At 44.6% G+C, this 23,526-nt stretch carries 13 protein-coding genes and 1 CRISPR repeat array; of the genes, 8 read left to right on the top strand and 5 right to left on the bottom strand.

From position 1 onward, the window contains the following. Positions 1-48 precede the first annotated feature (48 nt). Positions 49-336 (bottom strand): hypothetical protein, encoded by a 288-nt coding sequence (locus tag AAX10_RS03815; RefSeq protein ID WP_046699879.1) that lies wholly within the window; start codon positions 334-336, stop codon positions 49-51. Continuing rightward, positions 320-8,215, bottom strand: a complete 7,896-nt coding sequence (locus AAX10_RS03810; RefSeq protein WP_046699878.1) for a two-partner secretion domain-containing protein — start codon at positions 8,213-8,215, stop codon at positions 320-322. The genes AAX10_RS03815 and AAX10_RS03810 overlap by 17 nt, the downstream gene beginning before the upstream one ends. A 171-nt stretch (positions 8,216-8,386) precedes the next feature. Between AAX10_RS03810 and AAX10_RS03805 the strand changes: the two genes are divergently transcribed. The 3 genes from AAX10_RS03805 to AAX10_RS03795 are packed head-to-tail and all read left to right on the top strand — an operon-like array spanning position 8,387 to position 10,009. Next, positions 8,387-9,328 (top strand): ribonuclease domain-containing protein, encoded by a 942-nt coding sequence (locus AAX10_RS03805; protein WP_226997814.1) that lies wholly within the window; start codon positions 8,387-8,389, stop codon positions 9,326-9,328. After that, a complete protein-coding gene (locus AAX10_RS03800; protein WP_046699877.1) occupies positions 9,325-9,618 on the top strand; it encodes a barstar family protein in 294 nt (97 codons plus the stop codon). Before AAX10_RS03805 ends, AAX10_RS03800 begins: the two co-directional genes overlap by 4 nt. A 49-nt stretch (positions 9,619-9,667) precedes the next feature. Continuing rightward, positions 9,668-10,009, top strand: a complete 342-nt coding sequence (locus AAX10_RS03795) for a hypothetical protein (protein ID WP_046699876.1) — start codon at positions 9,668-9,670, stop codon at positions 10,007-10,009. Here AAX10_RS03795 and AAX10_RS03790 read toward each other — a convergent pair. After that, positions 9,994-10,917, bottom strand: coding sequence for an Arc family DNA-binding protein (locus AAX10_RS03790; protein ID WP_046699875.1), 924 nt, complete (start codon positions 10,915-10,917; stop codon positions 9,994-9,996). The genes AAX10_RS03795 and AAX10_RS03790 overlap by 16 nt on opposite strands. 207 nt (positions 10,918-11,124) lie before the next feature. Here AAX10_RS03790 and AAX10_RS10070 point away from each other — a divergent pair, with 207 nt between their 5' ends. From AAX10_RS10070 to AAX10_RS03775, 5 genes are all read left to right on the top strand, one after another. Next, positions 11,125-11,295 (top strand): hypothetical protein, encoded by a 171-nt coding sequence (locus AAX10_RS10070; protein WP_155399871.1) that lies wholly within the window; start codon positions 11,125-11,127, stop codon positions 11,293-11,295. 248 nt (positions 11,296-11,543) lie between these two features. Further along, a complete protein-coding gene (locus AAX10_RS03785) occupies positions 11,544-11,795 on the top strand; it encodes a helix-turn-helix domain-containing protein (protein ID WP_118873356.1) in 252 nt (83 codons plus the stop codon). 101 nt (positions 11,796-11,896) lie between these two features. Next, positions 11,897-13,135 carry an IS21 family transposase gene (gene istA / locus AAX10_RS03780; protein ID WP_149038850.1) on the top strand — a complete coding sequence of 413 codons (1,239 nt, stop codon included), beginning with the start codon at positions 11,897-11,899 and terminating at the stop codon, positions 13,133-13,135. A gap of 9 nt (positions 13,136-13,144) precedes the next feature. Beyond that, on the top strand, positions 13,145-13,321 hold the full coding sequence (locus AAX10_RS10065) for a hypothetical protein (RefSeq protein ID WP_158580306.1): 177 nt from the start codon (positions 13,145-13,147) through the stop codon (positions 13,319-13,321). Beyond that, positions 13,273-13,884, top strand: coding sequence for an ATP-binding protein (locus AAX10_RS03775; protein ID WP_080947023.1), 612 nt, complete (start codon positions 13,273-13,275; stop codon positions 13,882-13,884). The genes AAX10_RS10065 and AAX10_RS03775 overlap by 49 nt, the downstream gene beginning before the upstream one ends. Before the next feature lie 124 nt (positions 13,885-14,008). Beyond that, positions 14,009-21,691: a CRISPR direct-repeat array (repeat unit 32 nt; unit sequence GTTTCAACACACGCACCCGTATGGGGTGCGAT). A gap of 198 nt (positions 21,692-21,889) precedes the next feature. Here AAX10_RS03775 and cas2 read toward each other — a convergent pair. Together cas2 and cas1c are read right to left on the bottom strand one after the other, a co-directional pair. Further along, the gene (gene cas2 / locus AAX10_RS03770) at positions 21,890-22,180 is read right to left on the bottom strand and encodes a CRISPR-associated endonuclease Cas2 (RefSeq protein WP_036362202.1); all 291 of its coding nucleotides are present in this window, start codon (positions 22,178-22,180) and stop codon (positions 21,890-21,892) included. Positions 22,181-22,186: 6 nt separating this feature from the next. Beyond that, positions 22,187-23,200, bottom strand: coding sequence for a type I-C CRISPR-associated endonuclease Cas1c (cas1c, locus tag AAX10_RS03765; RefSeq protein ID WP_046698054.1), 1,014 nt, complete (start codon positions 23,198-23,200; stop codon positions 22,187-22,189). Between the last annotated feature and the right edge of the window lie 326 nt (positions 23,201-23,526).

Raw genomic sequence — 23,526 nt, 5'->3', positions numbered from 1 at the left:
AATCTTTTGGGCTTTGCCTTCAAACGCTTTGGCAATGGCAATAGCAAGCTAAACCTTAAATAAAAAATAAAAAATACTGCCTAGATATACTACAACCATTAGAAAAAACCAATAAAATCTTAATAGCTTATTATCACCTGCCTTCAGTTTATTTCCAAATGACCAAAAATCCCTGCCATTAACATAGTCATAAATATCCACAAAAACCATCAAAGAAATAAATAAAAACATAAAAAATTCATAAATATCAAAATAATATTTCCTATCTAACTCAATTGATACAGCCATACTTATCAAAAAAGGTGCGATAACAAGCATTTTATTTTTGACACTCATGTTTTTGTTCCCCTCTAAGATTGTGAGATACACAGCTATCATATATCGCATTAGTAATTGCGTCATTTGTGCCAATCTGATCAACAATGGCTGAAGTTTGTGGAGTTCTTACCACTCTTTCAGTTGTCTTAGACACACCGAGACCAATTGCTGTCTTACCAAAACCTTCGTTTTCTATTTTCGATGCCACCGCCAATGTCCCTGTCACCGGTCTCAAATATTGACCTCCTGGTATAAAATAAGAAGCGTTGGTCATAGCTTCCATTCCCTTCTGATCCATCTCCCTACAATGACGCGTTTCATTCAAGGCACAAGCAACAATCATAGGATTATTCATTACTGCTGTATTATGTGCTTCAAGAGACCTGCTGTAGTCTGTATATGGAACTCTAGTTACTCTTGGAGCTGATAAAGGCTGTTGATTGCCAACAATTCTATTATTATTCCAAGTATACTGATATGATGCAAAATCACCTTTGCCAGTATGGCTTTGAATATATCTAACTAAATCTGGATCAACTTTTGGGATGTTTAGGCTGATACCAGCACCATGATTATTCCATTGCACGCCAACTAAAGTATCATAGCCCAAATCTGGTCTACCTGATGGAACAGCGTTATTACTATCAGCACTTTCATAAAAATCACCTTTTCTAAAATTGGCGGCTCTTAGGGCATTGGCAATTTGTTCTCTTGACCACTTTTTATTACCACCTTGTCTTTTGTAGAGCTCCTCAATAACCCAAGCCTCCCCCTTATTGGCATGCAACTGCCGATTAAACGCATCTGCATTCACCGCCATTACAGTACTTGAAGTGTCTACTCCTGCTGATTGGGTAGCAGTTGCAATGGCAAGGCTTGTGATTAGACTTGTGGCATTTTGTGCCGCATTTTCTGAAATGCCAGCTTTTACCAATTGCTTAGTTGTTTGTTCTGACAACTTATCGATTATTGGTGCTGAGGCAGCAATACTGCCTGTAGTAACAGCTCCTTCAATCGTACCAGTACCGATTACACCAACAGCTGTATGCAGTGCCACACGGTAAATCCCACCTTCTGCCCACTTTTGTTGCTCCGTTGTTTTTTCTTCAGGGGTTAGATTTGGATCGCTTGCAATGCGTTTGATTTGATCTTTACTAAAATCAGCCACTACCTTTGGAGCCTCTCTCCCAAACTCTGTGGTAATCACTGTTTGGGCATTTAACTCTTTTAATGTTTGCTCCTTATCAAAGTCATTAGCAATGATTTGATTTAGCTCATCTTGAACTTCTGGTTGGTTGAAGTTTTCTGTATTGATGTGGCTAAGTCCTGCTTGGTCGGTGATGGCAGAATGGGTGGTGCTGGTTTTATGGGTTGGGGTTATTGTACCATAGCCTAAGCCTTGTAGGGCAGGTTTTGCTTTGCCATTTGGATTGCTGGTGTTTGCACCAATACCAATGCCAACACTGATGGCATCACCTTGATAATTTAGGTGATTTTGTATATCTTGGGTTTGGATACCTTGGGCAAACTGGGTTTGGTTTTTACCTTGATCGGTGATGAAATAGCCACCTGTGAAGTTGCCTTGTCCTTGTACAGACAAGGTGGACTCTTTGGCTTTGATGCCTGATTGATGGGTGACTTGTTGATAGCTTGCGTCTATGTCTGTTTTACCACCATTGATACTAAAGCTTTGGGGTTTGCCATTAAAGCCGACATCGGCACTAAATCCTGCTTGTTTTTGATCATGGGTGTATTGATAGGTATCTTGACGGCTTTTGACGATCAGATCACCGCCTACTGTGCCTGTTAGATATGTGGTATCAAGATTGGCACCGTCTAGGGTTAAATTGCCTTGGATATTGTTATGGGTTGTACCGCCAACAGTAACTTGAGTATTGGTGTGAGTGGTGGTTGTTTCTTGGCTATTGCCTTTTGCTTTGTTGGCATTGATGGTAAAGCCTTGATTGGATTGACCGCCACCTATTTGAGCACTGGCATAGACACCAAAGCCTACGCCTTTGCTGCTGTTTTGGCTGGTGGTAGTGCTGGTCTGGGTTGAGGCTTGATAGATGACATCGCCCTCTACATTTTGATATAAGTTATTGCCAACGCTGATGTTTGAGCCTGTGACAACCAAATCGGAGTTTTTGCCTTTACCTTTAAGATTGATGATAAGATTGTTGTCTGCATGGATATTGGCGGCATCATTTTCCTCTTGATGAACCAGTGTTTGGTTTTTTGTGCTTTGAGAGCCTGCGGTCGCCTGAACTCTGATGCTGCCTAGGTTGCCGTTTTGTAGATTTTGAGCGAGGGTGCGTACTTTAGATACAGCAGCCAAGCTGCCCATGAGCTTGGCACGGCGAGAGTTGGTGTCTTGGGTGGCGTCTTTTAAGCTTTTGATGCTTTGTATATCACTCACAAGGCTGCTAGAGACGCTGGCAGCCACTCCTGTGGTTTTTTGATAGAAGTGTGATTGATTGCTGGTTTGGATATTTTGGCTTGTGATGTCTACAGCTTGGGCTTTAAATAAAATATTACCTGTATTGGCGTCAATCGCATCTTTTTGAGCGATGATGTCACTATTGATGATATTGATGTCATCACCAGCTTCAAGGCGGATGTTACCCCCTGTGGTGCCAATCAGTGAGCCTGTGTAGGTGGTTTGCTCATGGCTGTTTTCTTGACGAGTATGCTGTTTGCCTAGGGTCACTGAGGCGGGTGCGGTGGTAAATATGCCTTTTTTGGTGGTTTGCTCGCTACTGTGGCTACTTAGACTGTCTGTGGTAGAGCCAATGCTAAGCTGTTTGTCGGCTTTGATAAGAATGTCCTTATCTGCCAATACTTCAGTTGCCATCAAAGTAGTATTGACACCGCTGATAACAACTTGATTGCCACCCACCTGATTTTTTATGCTGGTGCTGCTGTGCTGCTCAAAGCTGGACTGCTCGGTCTTACTGCCTGTTAAGCGGCGATTGGTGTGTAAACTTGCACTCTCTACACTCTGTGTTTGCCGCCCCTCAGTCATGCGTACATCACCGGTCGCCTTAACAGCAGTCACACCTTCCGACTGTACGCTTGAGCCTTGGATGTTGATGTCTGCGTTTTTGCCCGTGGTCGTGATGATGGTGTTACCATAACTGCTAATATTTGAGCCTACATCGGTGCTTTGGCTGTACTTAAAGTAATTATTGTCATCTGCCACAGCACTGATGTGGTTGCTTGCGGTAACAGCACCAATGTCGATGCCGTTTTCGGCGGTCATTTGGGTATTACCGCCTGCGTTGTCTGATGTGGCACCTTGATAGATGATCTGATTGCCACGCAGACTTAGGGTGGTTAATGGTTTGCCGTTTTCATCAGTTTTGTCTTTTAAGCCCTCACCAACACTGATGGTGGCAATTTGGCTGATATCGGTGCGACTACTGCTACTTCTGCCTTGGGTGTTTGTTTGGGTGGTGGTTAGACTTTGGTTGATGATTTGGTTGCCAGCATCAAGACTCATGGCACTGTTTGCGTGTAGGGTGCCATGGTTGGTGATGTCATTGTTTGCTTTGATGGCGACAAAGTTGCCATAGATCCTGCCGTCATTAGTGACATTGTTTGCGGTGATGGCAGCAGTGTCTTTGGCGATGAGGTTGCCATTATTGTCAAGATCGCCAGTCAGCTGCAAGTTGATATTTCTTGCTGAGACGGCACTGTATCTACCATCAGGGGTAAGCGCACCTGTCGCGATATTGGCAGATCTTAGATACAGCTTAGGCACTAAGGCGTCTTGGGTTTTGGTGATGCTATTGCCATCTTTGTCTTTGGTGGCGACCGTGATGGACTGTTTCACCAACCAGACGATGTCAGTGGTTAAGTTTGCCATCTGCTCAGGCGTGAGTGCGGTGCCAAGCGTGTAGCCGAATTGTTTGGCTGATGCGATGCCATTATCCATCAGCTGTTTAAAGGCTTCTTCGTTACTGCGGTAATCGGTGTTGATGTGTCTGCCTGTCAGTAGATAATACTCATCTTTAATACGCTGTTGCTCACCATAGCCATGAAAGAGGTGTTTGTGGTTGTGATTTGGGTCTGATTGTAATGCTTTTAGCATATAATCAGAGGATAGCCACTGTTTGTAATTGGTAAAAGCAGGGTCAGTTTGAATCAGTGGTTGATTAGGACTATCTGCATTGATGGTGTATAGGGCTGAAGTTGGGATGGTGAGAGTGTTGTCATTGACATCAATGATTACAGAGAAATCACTGCCTGTGGCTGGCTTGTCAATGCTGGTGCTATTTGGCGTGGTATTGATGGCAGCGTTTAGGATGGGGAGCTCATAAGTTGCCAGTGGCGCAAAGGATCGCACAAAGCTACCGCTACCGATATCAACACGCTTGTGTCTGCGACCTCCCAAACCTGATGGTTCAACCGTACGACTGACATATCGACCATTTTCCGTGACTTTGGTTTTTTCACCATACAGACCATTGTCAGGTGTTTGAATGACAGTATCGCCAACGATGGCAAAACCATTACCCGCATTCATTTGGCTTTTATCGTTAATTAAGGTGTCGCCATGGATGATAAGATTTTGTCCTGCTACCATACGAGCAGGGTCAGAGGTGAGGGTTTTATCCTCATAGACCACAAAGTCAACAGTGATCTCATCAATCTCTTCGCCGACACGATGATAATCACCGTTTGCTTGTTTGACATACAAAGCGCCAGTCGGTGCGCCTTTACGGCTGGTTGGGCCTAAGTACGCTTCATCGGTGGTGTAGATGTTTAGGGCTAAATCGACATCGCTTTTATTTTTGTTAAATTGGCGGTTATACTCTCGAATAGCCAGCTCTAACGCTTCAATGGCAGCGGCATTATCCTCTTCCCATTGCAATAATGGTCCCATGACTTTGGTGTAATTCGCCAACTCTTTGTTGTATTGGGCACACGCTTGATTGTTTGCACCTGCCAACGCACAGCTTTCAGCGGTTTCATCCTTTGGCAGCTCAGGCCCATCCAATAAATCTTTGGCTTTGATGTTGGGAATAGGCTGTTTGGGTGCATCAATCTTAAAGTATTCCCATATGGCAGAGTTATTGTCATAGTTAATGATGCAATCGCTACCTTCAGGGCAGTCAAATAAACCAGCCATTGGCTTGTTGCCCAAATCAGCAACATCAGTGCTTTTTATGACATTTGGAGCACTTTCTGATTGCTCGCGATTGCGATAGAGTGTTTGTCCATAAACAGATTCTGCGTCTACCTTAACCGTATGCTTTTTAAAATCAGCATTGGTGTTTAGCAGGGTTTTGGTGTCAACCTGCATCTGTCCTGCCGATTCAATCGTCGCACCTTTATTGACCACTGTCTGTGCTTTGCCTGTGGCATGATGGTTGTCATCTAGGCTGCCACCAATGTGCAGACTGCCAAGACTTGTGATTAAGGTCTGATTGTCGAAATCTTCGTTGAATTTGCCTGCTCTGTCAGGGTTGGGGTTGTTGTTTAAGGTGTTGACACCGATATCCAGACGCTCTCTTGCGGCAATCACAGGGACTGTGTGATGGCTGTCGGTATCACTGGCTTTGGCTGGGGTGTTGTTTAGGGTGTCGGCTTGTATGGCAAGGTGTGTGCCATAGATACGGCCGCCAGCAAGATTGTCAATGGTGTTTATAGCTTGAACAAGCGTTTTTTCGCCATTGATTAAACCTTGGTTATTGATGCTGGTTTGGCTAGTAATCTGTGTGTGATTACCGCTTGTAATACTACCTGCTTGACTGTTGTCAATATGACTGGCACTAAGCGTCAAATCTTGATTAGCAGTCAGTTGGCTTTGGTTAATCAGCTTGCCAGTTGTTGTAAACGCTAAGCGATTGGCAACAAGCTTATCTTGATCCGTGTGGGTATAGTCTGCCAGTTGTGTGATGGTCAGGGTATCAGCCGTGATACTGCCGCCATTTTGTAATTCTTTAGCAGTGATATCTGCTTGCTCTCTTGCGGTGATGCTGCCGCCTTGATTGATGATGTTGTCTTTGGCGATAAGTGTCATATCACCGCCGCTTGTCAGGCTACCCTCTGAGTTAATGGTGGTAGATTCACTGTCAATCACCATGCCATCTTTGGCGCTAATATCGCCTTTGCTGTTGTCAAAGCTGGTTAATTGCCAATTAATATCATCTAAGGCGATTTTACTGTCAGTGTTGACAAGAGTGTTGGTGTTTAAAGTGGCAGCATCAATCGATGCTTGCTTGGAGTTACTGGTTTTATCAGCACTGATACCAATATCACCTGTGGCGGTGATGAGTGCTTGATTGCCGGTGTTGTGAATACTGTTGGTAGCAATGATATGACCACGAGCATTTGGGATGGGTTTGGTTTGCGAGTTTGAACCAGAGTCACTTAAAGTAGGTGGCTGTGGGTTGGTTGCTGTATTATCTGTTGGCTCACTGCTAATACTGCCAGCACTTTGATCACTGCTTGGGGTAGAAGGTGCAGGGATGCTGGTTTGCTCATACAGACTTTGACCGATTACAGCTTTATCAGTGTTGATGAGTGTATCGGTGGTGATATCAAGCTTACCTGTACCAGTTTGGATAAGCTGACCGGTGTTATTAAGCTTATCCGTATGAACTTGCAAAACACCGCCATAAATACTGCCAAGGTTTTCAATCGCTTCTTTGGCTGCAATCTTGGCAGTTTGGGTGCTGTGAATGATGCCTGTGTTGTTAAGTGTGTTTGTATTGATGGTGATGTCAGCTTGTTCGCTCAGTAGCGTGCCATCGTTTTGAACAGCATGATTATGGGTATTGACGGCAAGTTTGTCTTTGGCAGACATCACACCAGTATTAACAAGATTGCCCTGAGCATCTAATGTTAAACCGCCATTACTCCCAGTACCAGTTGCAAGCACTGCCCCTTGGTTGTTAACGCCAAATCCTTTGTCTGTGCCGACAAGGTGAATCTTACCAGCGTACATACCGCCTAAAGATGAAATATCAAGAGCGGCACCTTGCTGTTCTTTATTATTGGTGGTTTGGCTAGCAGATGATACATTGGTTTGTTTATTGGTGGCGTTAAGCTTGGTAAAATCACCTTCTTGAAGACTGATTTGGTTTTCACCCAAGATAACATCAAGCGTATTACCTGCATAAATCTCATCATGGATTTGGGCGGTTTTGGCGATGAGAGCGGCATAATCGGTGCCTTGTAGGTTTAGTTTGCCATTAACTGTGATGTTACTTGCATGGTTGCCTCCGACCTCATAGCCTGATGGCTGTCCTTGATGAACCTGGCTGTTTGCTGCTGCCAGATGCACATTGCCTGCATTGATAAAGCCAGCACCGTTGATGATAAGCCCTGATGGATTGGCAATGATGACATCGGCTTTTTTACCTGCAATTTCAATAAAACCACCCAAGTGACTTGGGTGGTTTGAATTGATTTGGTTTAAGATGGTATTAGCTTCGCCACGAGCCATGAAGGGATTGGCCTGTACAAAGCCTGCGATTTGGGTATTTGTTGCTTGACGGTTGTTGTTTAAAACAACACCAGTATTGCCGACATCAAACTGGCTGTAATGGTTATTGGATAAGCCACGAGCATTGGGTGTTTGGATATTGACAGAAACGATGCCACTGGCGGTAGGCAGAATAATCGGTTGTAGTGATTTATCGGCAGATGGGTCGGCGATGATGGTGGTTGGGTTGGCATGGGCGATCAAACCTAGACCAAGCAGAAGTGATAGTGTAAGAGTCTTTAAACCAAACCCCAAGCCCAATCCAAACAATGATGTCGTAGAAGGTGCACTACTGACTGTGCTAGGGTTGTCAGATTTGCCTTGCGATCTTGTCTTTTCAGAAACCACCACAAGTCTGCCTAGGCTTTTACTGAAAATCACACGATAACAAAAACGGTTCATGATTGCACACCTATCTTACACTACCAAATTCTAATCTTAATTTACCAAAATACTTGCCAGCTTACCTATTTTAGCAACAAAATAGCAATATTTGGTAGATATTAGCATGAATATTTTTAAAAAGTAAAGTCTTATCTATTTAAAAATTTAATTTTTATTTTTCGATATAAAATGACTTTGGCTGAGGCTGAAGAATTAACCAATTTAGTTATTTTAGACCAAGTTGGAAATCAGTTAATAGATAAATACAGGCAAAATCCATCATCACTCAGCCATAGTGAACTGATGGCACTAGGAGACATACTAAACTACTATTATGCTGGTGGCAGTAGTTTATCACATATTCAGTCCATGCTCACAAATCATACCGGCTCCACCTTAAAGCCAAATGACTATCTGTTTAATAGGGGCACAGGTGGTGAACATGAAAAAATGTTTTGGAATGCTGCAACACAACGCAATATAAACAAGCAGGTTAGTGATGTTGCATCTTTAGGTGGTGATGCTGTATTTGCAGCTCCTGGAAAGGTAATGAATGTTGTTCGCATTGCCACAGGCAGCACTATGATAGCAAGCGGCATTCAGAGTGTTAAACAAGGAAAAACAGGACAAGGCTCTTTTCAGGTTGTGGCTGGAACTTTAATGTTTGTGCCAATTGGTAAAAAAGCAACCCCTACCAATCAACTAAGTTTATCTGGCACTGTTAGCCATGTAAATGGGTATGCTACCAGCTCTTATAGTGGCGTGAGGCTAAATTTGGATCTTAGAACTACTGAAGCAGCAAACTCTCTTATTGAGAGCTTGCGCTCAAATGGAAGGTTGCCTAGTCATTACATTACAAAAATTGAGGCGGGGAAAAATGGATGGCAAACAGGAAAGGCTTTAAATAGCACAAACCCAGGTAAGCAAATTGGAGGAGATATCTTTTGGAATACTCCCAGTGTTGTACCTAATGCACCTAGGAGAATCTGGTATGAGGCGGATGTTGGTCTTAAAAATACCATATCCAGATCAAAACAACCAGGTACAAGACTCTTGTATTCAAACGATGGTTTGTTATATATTACAACAGACCATTATCAATCTGTAACTTTTATAGGGAGATGGAAATGAATCAAATTATGATTGATGGCAATATTGTTAAAACTGAAAAAGATTTTCATAGAACCTTAGCAATTCAGTGTGATGTAACAGAGTTTTATGGGCATAATCTTAATGCTCTTTGGGATTTGCTTTCTGGGGGGGTGGAAAGACCGGTTTGTATTATTTGGAATAATTCTGAAAATTCAAAAAAATTCATGGGCGCGTCAGTATTCTACCAAATCATTAATGTCTTACAAAGAGTTAAGGAGCAAGATGAGAGTTTTGGCCGGGCAGATCGTTTTGATTATATAATAAAATAGACTTCAGGCTGATTATAGCTCATAAGACAAACAGCGATAGTCCTGTAGGGTGGACTTAGCCCACCTATGCTACCTGCCAAAGCTAGATACCACCACCACAAATGAGCTCATCAACAACCTCTCTCACAAACTTGCCGCAGGTCTGACAGGCTGCCTATCCGCCAAAGACAAAGACAAATCTTGTGAAGCAGGAGCAGTTGGTGCTATTATAGGTGAGATGGTGGGTGATTGGATGGTGAATGATCATGAAATCATCACACCTGATGGTGACAGAATTCTTGTATTAAGCGATCACGACAAACAACAAATCCTAAACACCGCCAAACTCACCGCAGGCTCTGTAGTGCTATTGTGCGATGCAGGACTAAATTTCAATTACCGACTCTTATAAGTATCAATCGCAATACATAAATCTTTCCATCCCTGCCAATATTCATTATCTTTTTGCTGCAAATACATTTGTTTGTCCCAGATATCATCCGCCCAGTAGCTAACTGGTTCTCTAACAATGACTTTCAGTGGGTGTTCACCTCCTCTGATTAGCTTTTCGTACTTATCAGGGCTGATTAAATAACTGATTGTTTTTAGCTTTTTGTCGCTTTGCTTAATATTTTTGAGAGCTGCAACGAACTCCGCCTGATCTCGAGCACCTGTAGCACCTACCACATGACTTAAGTGAATATTTGTATCAAATACTCTTGCTTGCCTAACGCTGTATTGCTTGATAATCAGTACTTCTCCTGCTTCGCTATTATTTCTGATAAAAAGAACTTGCTCAACATCATTAAAGCTCTCCTCTGGTGTAAAACAAAACTCCACAAAACTTTCCGCTGAAAACATTGATGGTGCGCGTAGTGTAGGATAGCACGCTCCTATGTCAAAACTTAGCCATTCAGGGCTGGCACCTAAAAAATGTGCCAACATATCTAGTTGTGCAAAGGTGGGTTCAAGTCTGCCTTGAAACCACTTTTCTACCATGGATGCTCTATCAAAGCCCAAATCGTGAGCAATGAGTGCTGGAGTCAAGTATGGTACACTAGGGATATGAGATAATTCACCCAACAGACTATTGAGTTTATCTCCAATATTTTTTGTTCTGTTGGAGGCTTGATGCCTTGTAATTAATTCCTCTAACTTATCAAGTATGTCAAAGTGAGCATCATCCAGGCCAACAAAAGATTTTTGCAACCTATCTCCAAGCTCTGCATTCAATGAGCGATTATTTTTTCGAGCTTCATTGTGTATGCGCTCTTTTAATTCGATAGGTAAACGCAAGTTAACCTGTACTTCAGCACTCATATTATACCCCAACTGACTAAATCATCCTATTATATACAATGCTCTGTAAAATAGCATTATTTAGTCACGAAAAATATAATTAATTATTTAATTAATATATAAAAATAAACATAAAAATATTATTTTAATATTAAATTTATTGAATTAATTATCATTATTGTATTAACATACGAAACCTAGACGCAAAAAGAAAATATAGAGGTAGTTATGCCACACTCTCAGACGATGGAGCAATTAAACACCAAAATTCCATCAGAATTAAAAGAATGGGCAAGACAACAAGCAGTGCAGGACTTTCAGTCATTGTCTGGCTTTGTTGCCAAGCTGATTAATGAAGAAAAGATTCGACGAGAAAAAAAGATAACACAAGAGAGCTGATTTGCGTGCAGATGTGTGATATTTAAACTGAGATGTAAAAAAGGAGTAGTTAATGAAGTAGAGCTATATTTTTTAGTCATTGATTGCAAAACACCCCTGACGGCAATCAGGGGTGTTGATACAAAATGTCTTTTAGGTAGAGACATATGTATTGTCTCTTGAAAGGCTTGATATGTCAAGCTTTTCAAGAGTTTTGCAATCCTCAAAATTTAGATTAACCCTTAATTTATCCAAAGAGGATGCAACTTATGAAAATAGCTAACAAAATCATCCGTGCTGTGCTACGGCAAATCAAGCAAGAACTAAGCAATCGTGAAATTGCACGCAATCAGAAGATTTCACCAACAACAGTGGCTAAAATACGGCAATTATGCAATAACTGTACGGTGGATATTGATAAATTGCTGACTGTCAATGACCTTGAAATGCGTAGACTGCTAGGAATTGAAAAGGTCTACAATCCACACAAGACCAAGCATGTCAAGTCCCATCCTGATTGAGCATGTATTGATCAAGAAATGTCACGGCCTAATGTGACTTTAGAGCTACTATGGCAAGAATTTAAAGCCGTTCATCCTGATGGTATCGGCTACTCCCAGTTTTGCGAGGTGTACGCAAATACAAGAAAACTGTACGCCCAAGCAAACGACAAACTTATAAGGCTGGTGAAATGGCACAGGTAGATTTTTGTGGTCAAACAATGCCAATCTATAATGAACAGACAGGTCAAGTCGCCATCAATGCTCAAATATTTGTCAGTATATTGCCAGCATCAGGCTACATCTTTTGCACTGCTGTCGCCTCACAAAGGGTTGATGACTGGCAGATGTGTCATATTCGAATGTTTGATTATTTTGGTGGAGTGCCTCAAAAGCTTATCACTGATAATTTAAAATCTGCCGTGATCAGCAATAATAAAACAGGAGTGCATCTAAACGCCTCTTATAGTGAGCTTGCTGATCATTACAATATTATAATTTTTCCCTCGCGTCCAAGAAAAACTCAGGATAAGTCTATGGCGGAATTAGCAGTGCGCATTGTGCAAATGGGTATTTTGGCCAAATTAAGAAACCGTAAATTTTTCCATCTTGATGAATTGAATGATATGCTTACACAAGAGCTTGTTATTTTAAATACAAAAACAACCAAGCGCTATCCAGAGAGTCGCTACAGTTGCTTTAGTAAGACCGATCAGCAATTTCTTAATCCACTACCTAGTAGAGGATACGAAGTATGCCAATGGACCTATCATCTTAAAGTTTCTGAGTTTTATACAGTAACCTTGGAAGGTGTTGGATATTCCGTACCTTATCAGTTTATTGGTCAATATGTCGATGCTAAAATGACAGATCGGACAATTGATCTGTACTTAAATAGAGAATTGATTGCCAGCCATGCACGTATCCCATCAGGCAATAGCATTTTAAATGAACACATGCCAAGAAATCATCAACTACAAGATGAGATGCAACCAGACAGACTGGTTGCTTGGGCGCAAAGCATCGGTGTGCAAACCAATTTCGTCATTCAAAAGACATTGAGTAACAAATCAGGATATGCCAACAATCTTAAAAAGATTAATCAATTAAAGCGATATCTGTTTGAAAACAAAGTTCCAGCCTTGCAAATCGAACAAGGATTTGACTATGTACAAAAACTTAATATCAATGCGATTGACAGAATTTTTTCGGTATTTAAAAACAAAGTTTATCAAAAGAATAATCATCTGATTGTTCCAACCATGGAAGAGTTAGATGTTGTGTTTTCTAAAAATCAAAAACATGAAAATATTCGTGGCTCAAGTTACTATGCAAATCAATACAACACGATTTCAATCTAGGAGATAAGTATGTCTAACAACAAAATAATATCTAAACTCAAACAGTTAAAACTTAGTCATGCTGCCAATTACTATGAAGCGCAATATTTAACGCCAAACAATCCTCAAATTGGTACAGCGCAACTCATTGATGGCATGTGGAGCATGAGATTAATCAACGACATAATAATTATGTCAATAAATTAATCAAAAATGCCAAATTTCGCTACAGTAAAGCCAGAATTGAAGATATGGATTATAGTAGTAAAAGATTAAATCCTGATGCCATTTCGCATTTATTGGAAGATGAATGGATAGATAAACATCGAGGTGTCATTATTGTAGGAGCTACTGGCACGGGTAAAACTTGGCTGGCTTGTGCCTTGGGTAATCATGCTTGCCGAAATTTAAGAAAAGTGATGTTTGTTCAAGCTGCTGATTTGTATGAAGATATCATTTTGTCAATCGCTGATGGTAGTATTGCCAAGGTTAAGCAAAAATATTGCAAGGTGGATTTGTTAATCATTGATGACTTTGGCATAGGTGAATTGCTACCACAGATATGCCCTGTGTTACTGGACATTATTGACGAGCAATCTAGTGTTGGAGGTCTGCTGATAACTAGCCAGTATCCTGTTGCAAATTGGCATGATTTATTTTCTGAGGCGACCATTGCTGACGCTATATTAGATCGCATTATTCACCGATCATATCCTATTACATTAACAGGGGAATCCATGCGGAAAAAATTGACTTATATGATCAATTAGATTTATCCAAATAACAATCATATAAAAAATTAAATGACCAGCATTTATCGGAATGACTGGTCATTTTAAATTGGAATCTTTGTCCATTTGGGGCTGGAATAGGTGGTCAAGAAGGTATGGATTTTGCACAACACACGCACCCGTATGGGGTGCGATCTTTTTGCCATTGTTGATTTGCATGCTAGCAACAGTTTCGACACACGCACCCGTATGGGGTGCGATCCAAATGGCGCTAAGATTGTTATTAACACCAAAGTTTCAACACACGCACCCGTATGGGGTGCGATCTGGGCGCAAAAGAACCCCGTGGGGATGTGGTATGTTTCAACACACGCACCCGTATGGGGTGCGATTGTTAAAGCCAATGACTTGGTTGTGGCTGGTTACGTTTCAACACACGCACCCGTATGGGGTGCGATAAAGGTTTTCATTTTTTGCGGTCTCCAGATTTTAGGTTTCAACACACGCACCCGTATGGGGTGCGATGTACTCAGGCGCAACCACCGAAAAACAAGCGTGGGTTTCAACACACGCACCCGTATGGGGTGCGATTATTCTGCTTCCGTACTCGCGATTCTCAACGTCGTTTCAACACACGCACCCGTATGGGGTGCGATCGATTTCCTGCATTTTTTCGTTGTTATTTTGATAGTTTCAACACACGCACCCGTATGGGGTGCGATCAAGCAGTAGCAAAGAGCGTGGCAGTCATTGACAGTTTCAACACACGCACCCGTATGGGGTGCGATGGACAATGCATTTTTAGAGGCCGGCCATAAGTTGTTTCAACACACGCACCCGTATGGGGTGCGATGTCGCGATCCAGATCCGCGAACATGGCGCGCTCGTTTCAACACACGCACCCGTATGGGGTGCGATAGCATCCATTTTTGAAATGGCTGTGCTAACGGTGTTTCAACACACGCACCCGTATGGGGTGCGATATTTTGCCAATTTTTGACAAAAAGAGTGGAGCTAGTTTCAACACACGCACCCGTATGGGGTGCGATCAGGGCGCAAAATCAAAAAACCAAAATGGATATTGTTTCAACACACGCACCCGTATGGGGTGCGATAGAAAGGTTTTTTGGTGTATTGGCATGTGCAACAGTTTCAACACACGCACCCGTATGGGGTGCGATAAAAGCCCACGATTGCATCAATCATGGACGTATGGTTTCAACACACGCACCCGTATGGGGTGCGATCCATTACCGAGCTTAGGGACACCATCCAAGCCATGTTTCAACACACGCACCCGTATGGGGTGCGATTCAGGCTCTGTCGGTGGCTGTTGCGACCGAGAACGTTTCAACACACGCACCCGTATGGGGTGCGATATGTGGCAAATGCGGTAGCAAACGGCAAGCAGATGTTTCAACACACGCACCCGTATGGGGTGCGATATATTGAAAAATATATGATGGGGGATTGAGAGATGTTTCAACACACGCACCCGTATGGGGTGCGATGCAGGCGGGTTGGCGTGAGCAAGCTGAAGAGATAGTTTCAACACACGCACCCGTATGGGGTGCGATACAACAACGCCCGAAGGCTTTAAATTTACTTATGTTTCAACACACGCACCCGTATGGGGTGCGATGCCCACAAGGGGCAGACCGACATTATTCACCGATGTTTCAACACACGCACCCGTATGGGGTGCGATACAGCCGAACAGCAGGCGTGGTATTACGCAAAGGAGTTTCAACACACGCACCCGTATGGGGTGCGATTTTTTGCGTTTGGCGAGTAAAGCAAGACCGCTAGTTTCAACACACGCACCCGTATGGGGTGCGATCGAACAAAAGAGCTTAAAGATTTTTTTGGCATTGTTTCAACACACGCACCCGTATGGGGTGCGATGGATTTGTCAGCTGCAATTAGTCAGCATGTCCGAGTTTCAACACACGCACCCGTATGGGGTGCGATAAAGCCTGAGTCAGAACCATTGAGAGATGGCGATGTTTCAACACACGCACCCGTATGGGGTGCGATCACCTGCTCGCCAGTTCGTTTGTCCAGATAGACGAAGTTTCAACACACGCACCCGTATGGGGTGCGATGCTTTAAGTAGAGCGATTGTACACAAAAGCAAAGGTTTCAACACACGCACCCGTATGGGGTGCGATTACACCCAAATCCTTAGCCGAATGCAAAACCGATGTTTCAACACACGCACCCGTATGGGGTGCGATAAGGCGATTGCCAACCTTGTGCGCCACCGCGATGTGTTTCAACACACGCATCCGTATGGGGTGCGATCATTATGCCAGTTAATTCAAAACACCCTGATTATGTTTCAACACACGCACCCGTATGGGGTGCGATAGGCGATTGCCAACCTTGTGCGCCACCGCGATGTGTTTCAACACACGCACCCGTATGGGGTGCGATGCTTGGCGAATGGGATAAGGATAAGCTGTATGATGTTTCAACACACGCACCCGTATGGGGTGCGATCCATCAGATGGTGCGAGATGCCGAACGGATGCTAGTTTCAACACACGCACCCGTATGGGGTGCGATGCATGATGCTAACGGCAAACCTTTAATATCAAAAGTTTCAACACACGCACCCGTATGGGGTGCGATCAAGAATGGGATAAGCATGAACAGCGTAACAATTGTTTCAACACACGCACCCGTATGGGGTGCGATGGTGTTTGGCGATTATGGCGTGGCGCTTAAAAATGTTTCAACACACGCACCCGTATGGGGTGCGATGTCACCGCCGCGACATCCATGGCGGTCAGCGCATGTTTCAACACACGCACCCGTATGGGGTGCGATATAAATTTTTAATGCAATCGGCAAGAGATAACTTTGTTTCAACACACGCACCCGTATGGGGTGCGATATCCAAAGGCAAGGGCAACCGAACCAGCTTGGCTGTTTCAACACACGCACCCGTATGGGGTGCGATTACAACAGACATCAGCGTCCAAGCCATATCTGTGGTTTCAACACACGCACCCGTATGGGGTGCGATAACGGTTAATCAGTGGCGAGTACTTGGGATTGATGTTTCAACACACGCACCCGTATGGGGTGCGATGGTGGCGACCGTCATGCCAGCTTCTAGCACCATGTTTCAACACACGCACCCGTATGGGGTGCGATCAGGGCGCAAAATCAAAAAACCAAAATGGATATTGTTTCAACACACGCACCCGTATGGGGTGCGATAGAAAGGTTTTTTGGTGTATTGGCATGTGCAACAGTTTCAACACACGCACCCGTATGGGGTGCGATAAAAGCCCACGATTGCATCAATCATGGACGTATGGTTTCAACACACGCACCCGTATGGGGTGCGATCCATTACCGAGCTTAGGGACACCATCCAAGCCATGTTTCAACACACGCACCCGTATGGGGTGCGATTCAGGCTCTGTCGGTGGCTGTTGCGACCGAGAACGTTTCAACACACGCACCCGTATGGGGTGCGATATGTGGCAAATGCGGTAGCAAACGGCAAGCAGATGTTTCAACACACGCACCCGTATGGGGTGCGATATATTGAAAAATATATGATGGGGGATTGAGAGATGTTTCAACACACGCACCCGTATGGGGTGCGATGCAGGCGGGTTGGCGTGAGCAAGCTGAAGAGATAGTTTCAACACACGCACCCGTATGGGGTGCGATACAACAACGCCCGAAGGCTTTAAATTTACTTATGTTTCAACACACGCACCCGTATGGGGTGCGATGCCCACAAGGGGCAGACCGACATTATTCACCGATGTTTCAACACACGCACCCGTATGGGGTGCGATACAGCCGAACAGCAGGCGTGGTATTACGCAAAGGAGTTTCAACACACGCACCCGTATGGGGTGCGATTTTTTGCGTTTGGCGAGTAAAGCAAGACCGCTAGTTTCAACACACGCACCCGTATGGGGTGCGATCGAACAAAAGAGCTTAAAGATTTTTTTGGCATTGTTTCAACACACGCACCCGTATGGGGTGCGATGGATTTGTCAGCTGCAATTAGTCAGCATGTCCGAGTTTCAACACACGCACCCGTATGGGGTGCGATAAAGCCTGAGTCAGAACCATTGAGAGATGGCGATGTTTCAACACACGCACCCGTATGGGGTGCGATCACCTGCTCGCCAGTTCGTTTGTCCAGATAGACGAAGTTTCAACACACGCACCCGTATGGGGTGCGATGCTTTAAGTAGAGCGATTGTACACAAAAGCAAAGGTTTCAACACACGCACCCGTATGGGGTGCGATTACACCCAAATCCTTAGCCGAATGCAAAACCGATGTTTCAACACACGCACCCGTATGGGGTGCGATGCAATCAGTGGCAAGGGGTGTATCATTGAATAGGTTTCAACACACGCACCCGTATGGGGTGCGATAAGGCGATTGCCAACCTTGTGCGCCACCGCGATGTGTTTCAACACACGCATCCGTATGGGGTGCGATCATTATGCCAGTTAATTCAAAACACCCTGATTATGTTTCAACACACGCACCCGTATGGGGTGCGATAGGCGATTGCCAACCTTGTGCGCCACCGCGATGTGTTTCAACACACGCACCCGTATGGGGTGCGATGCTTGGCGAATGGGATAAGGATAAGCTGTATGATGTTTCAACACACGCACCCGTATGGGGTGCGATCCATCAGATGGTGCGAGATGCCGAACGGATGCTAGTTTCAACACACGCACCCGTATGGGGTGCGATGCATGATGCTAACGGCAAACCTTTAATATCAAAAGTTTCAACACACGCACCCGTATGGGGTGCGATCAAGAATGGGATAAGCATGAACAGCGTAACAATTGTTTCAACACACGCACCCGTATGGGGTGCGATGGTGTTTGGCGATTATGGCGTGGCGCTTAAAAATGTTTCAACACACGCACCCGTATGGGGTGCGATGTCACCGCCGCGACATCCATGGCGGTCAGCGCATGTTTCAACACACGCACCCGTATGGGGTGCGATATAAATTTTTAATGCAATCGGCAAGAGATAACTTTGTTTCAACACACGCACCCGTATGGGGTGCGATATCCAAAGGCAAGGGCAACCGAACCAGCTTGGCTGTTTCAACACACGCACCCGTATGGGGTGCGATTACAACAGACATCAGCGTCCAAGCCATATCTGTGGTTTCAACACACGCACCCGTATGGGGTGCGATAACGGTTAATCAGTGGCGAGTACTTGGGATTGATGTTTCAACACACGCACCCGTATGGGGTGCGATGGTGGCGACCGTCATGCCAGCTTCTAGCACCATGTTTCAACACACGCACCCGTATGGGGTGCGATCAACGGACAGCCAAACTTTGAAAACGTCACTTGGGTTTCAACACACGCACCCGTATGGGGTGCGATTACAACAGACATCAGCGTCCAAGCCATATCTGTGGTTTCAACACACGCACCCGTATGGGGTGCGATAACGGTTAATCAGTGGCGAGTACTTGGGATTGATGTTTCAACACACGCACCCGTATGGGGTGCGATGGTGGCGACCGTCATGCCAGCTTCTAGCACCATGTTTCAACACACGCACCCGTATGGGGTGCGATCAACGGACAGCCAAACTTTGAAAACGTCACTTGGGTTTCAACACACGCACCCGTATGGGGTGCGATTACAACAGACATCAGCGTCCAAGCCATATCTGTGGTTTCAACACACGCACCCGTATGGGGTGCGATCTTTGATTAAGTTTGCTTGATTAACATTGTAGGGGTTTCAACACACGCACCCGTATGGGGTGCGATTTCATCAGACTGCATCTCAAAAGAAAATTCACCAGTTTCAACACACGCACCCGTATGGGGTGCGATGTCCGACCACGCACCGCCAGTTTGCCTAGTGCTAGTTTCAACACACGCACCCGTATGGGGTGCGATTGGAGCTTGTGGAAGTCGGCAAAGAAAAGCATGATGTTTCAACACACGCACCCGTATGGGGTGCGATTTGCATAATACACACATCAACGCAGATAATGCCTTGTTTCAACACACGCACCCGTATGGGGTGCGATGGTTATTCGCAGTCATAATGAGCGATACACAGATGTTTCAACACACGCACCCGTATGGGGTGCGATTTTCATGGGTTCGGATAAGTTTTGGACGGTGTGGCGTTTCAACACACGCACCCGTATGGGGTGCGATAAAAGCCACGGAGAAAATCCAAGGCTTAGGGGAAGTTTCAACACACGCACCCGTATGGGGTGCGATAAATTTGTCGGCTCTACTGTCATCACCGAAGCTGTTTCAACACACGCACCCGTATGGGGTGCGATGGTGTTTGGCGATTATGGCGTGGTGCTTAAAAATGTTTCAACACACGCACCCGTATGGGGTGCGATACAAATCGGCTGATGGCTTCGTGGCGTGTGTCATGTTTCAACACACGCACCCGTATGGGGTGCGATAATAGCTATCAAGTTTTTACAAATCCCGAAGGAGTTTCAACACACGCACCCGTATGGGGTGCGATCAAATCGGCTGATGGCTTCGTGGCGTGTGTCATGGTTTCAACACACGCACCCGTATGGGGTGCGATTCTGGATCATCGTCTAGCTCCTATCATCGTGAAAGTTTCAACACACGCACCCGTATGGGGTGCGATTTAAAAAATCGCATTTTATCACCCTATTAGGGATAGTTTCAACACACGCACCCGTATGGGGTGCGATTCGCATTCTCTACTTCTTTCTTCACACGTCTATTTTGTTTCAACACACGCACCCGTATGGGGTGCGATTGACAGACAGGCTAATGCTAAGATTGGGCAAGTTGTTTCAACACACGCACCCGTATGGGGTGCGATACCCAGTGATTATCAGCGGTGCATTGCATCGATTGTTTCAACACACGCACCCGTATGGGGTGCGATGGCAAAATCAAAACCATCATGTACGGCATGATTGTTTCAACACACGCACCCGTATGGGGTGCGATCGATTGTGCTTAACATTACTACAGTCGATGAGCTGTTTCAACACACGCACCCGTATGGGGTGCGATATGGGCGCTATTATCTGCCTGACAGCCGAGTGATAGTTTCAACACACGCACCCGTATGGGGTGCGATGACTGCGAAGCCAAACCATATCAAGCCTACCGCTGTTTCAACACACGCACCCGTATGGGGTGCGATTTCTTGGGGTATGACTATCACGGCGCACTTGATGTTTCAACACACGCACCCGTATGGGGTGCGATTTCTAACTTGAGTATCACTATCACTACAGCAGAAGTTTCAACACACGCACCCGTATGGGGTGCGATTCTCATCGGTCATTGGATTTGGATCAACGATGAGTTTCAACACACGCACCCGTATGGGGTGCGATCCGTTTTAGGAGGTCGTCATGCAACGGCAAGCGGTTTCAACACACGCACCCGTATGGGGTGCGATGCAAGGCTGGCGATTGTTTAAGGACGGTCGTTTTGTTTCAACACACGCACCCGTATGGGGTGCGATACAAGTCAAACACCAGTGCCGCATCGAACACGATGTTTCAACACACGCACCCGTATGGGGTGCGATCATCTTTTTTAACCGCAAATAATTTTTTGATTAAGTTTCAACACACGCACCCGTATGGGGTGCGATTTTCCAGAGTTGATGAGATTGTAGGAGGGTAAATGTTTCAACACACGCACCCGTATGGGGTGCGATATCACGGCCGAAGAAGCTGGCAAGGCAATGGCAGTTTCAACACACGCACCCGTATGGGGTGCGATTGTGGATATTCTAAGGGTGTTAAATACCGCCGTGTTTCAACACACGCACCCGTATGGGGTGCGATAGCCTTTGTTTAAAGGCTATATCTTTAAGGCTTAGACTGGGTAAAATCGCTAACCTAAGCCTTAAAAAGGCCATTTATTATAAATGTACTTATCTTTCTTTTCAATTGTTAAATAATTCAAAAACTTAGCTCATCGCTAACCTGCCTGTATTTTGATGAGAACTGCCCGTTAGCGAGCCATGATTTACCTCTTTTTCATCACAATATCAGCGTATCTTGAAACAAATCCACACTCTTTTTTGCCCCATGATGTTCCACTTTGCCACGCCATTTACTGCCCAAATGATAAAACCGCAAACTGTCCTTGTCAGGGTCGTACGCCTTTAATAGCTTGTCTTTTAATACCACCCACTGGTCGGGCATGATGTCGCACTCAAACACCGAGTACTGCACTCGCACGCCATAATCTTGGCAATGTTTGGCGATATGCCTTAGGCGTTTTTGTCCGCCATCGTCCATCGCCACATCATAACTGATTAACATTAACATATCTCATCATCTCATCAAAAACGGCGGATATTCTGCCAAATCCCCACGCAAATGCCGAGCCAGTAGCATGGCTTGCACATGGGGAAGTAGCCCGATTGCAATCTCCTCGCCCAAAAATGGATGCGTGATTTTCTCTTGCTTTTTGGCTTGCAAGGCTTGAAACACCGCCCGTCTTGCATCATCTTTTAAAATCACCGCACCGCTTATCTCTTGGCGAAAATCATCAGGCTTAATCTGCCCACGATTGATGAGCGACAGCACCATTCTATCCACCCACCACGCCCGAAACTCTTCAAGCATATCCTGCGACAAACTGTCTCGTCCTGACCTATCGGCATGAAAAAACCCCACTTGTGGGTCAAGCCCCACACCCTGCAACGCCCCACTTATCTCCTTGCCAAGCACGCTATAAAGGAGCGACATCAAGGCATTCACGCCATCACGGGGCGGACGGCGGTTTCTGCCCTCAAAGCTAAACCCAGTCGCACGCCCAATCATCTGCCCAAAAACGCCAAAATAACAAGACGCACAATTACCCTCAATTCCACGAATCACCTCCAAACTCTGTGCCTGCTTTAGGGCGTGAAGTCCTTGATTTAGGGCGATGATGGCATTTTGAATCTCATCATTGTCGCCATGATTGCGGATATGGCGTTGCAATACACGCTTGCTGGCACCGATTTTGACGGCGATGATGTTTTTGGCAATCGGCACAGGGTTTGAATCCGACACCCGATATTGGGTACGCCTTAGCAACACATTACCACTTTGGCGACCGACAAAACGACCCAAAAACCGCCCATGTTCGGTAAAAAATGCCAAATTCACGCCATATTCCCCACAAAATTCCAATAAAAATGGCGACACCAACACATTACCAAAACAAAAAATGTGTTCTATGGCATGAATGGGCAATTGAGCGACCTTTTGGCGGTTTTGCTCCACCACGAGCGTTTCTCGCTCCTTATGTAAATAAGTGCCTTGGGTTGTGATATAGAGTGTGTTTTTGAGTTTTTTCATCACTCACTCCGTAAATGTATAGCACAATACTTGCGTTTCAAAATTTACCAATCATTAATTTTTTTAGGATTGTTAAGCCCAAAGATGTTTTGAGATTTGAACATAGAAGGGGTTAGCTCACTAAAAATTAGGAGTTTGCTACAAGGGTGGTGCAACTACTCCACAGACTTATCTCAGAATTGATTGATAATTTTTAAAATTTATATACGTAAAAACTTGTGCCATGTTGCCATAGGACAGTTTCGACTTTATAAAAAATAATCAAAGTTTCAACACACAGCTATTTTTATTAAAACTGAAAATAACTGACAAAACAGTTTGGTTAA

The organism is Moraxella bovoculi (genome assembly GCF_000988745.2).
Lineage (GTDB): Bacteria > Pseudomonadota > Gammaproteobacteria > Pseudomonadales > Moraxellaceae > Moraxella > Moraxella bovoculi.
This window is presented reverse-complemented; position numbering and strand designations above follow the sequence as displayed.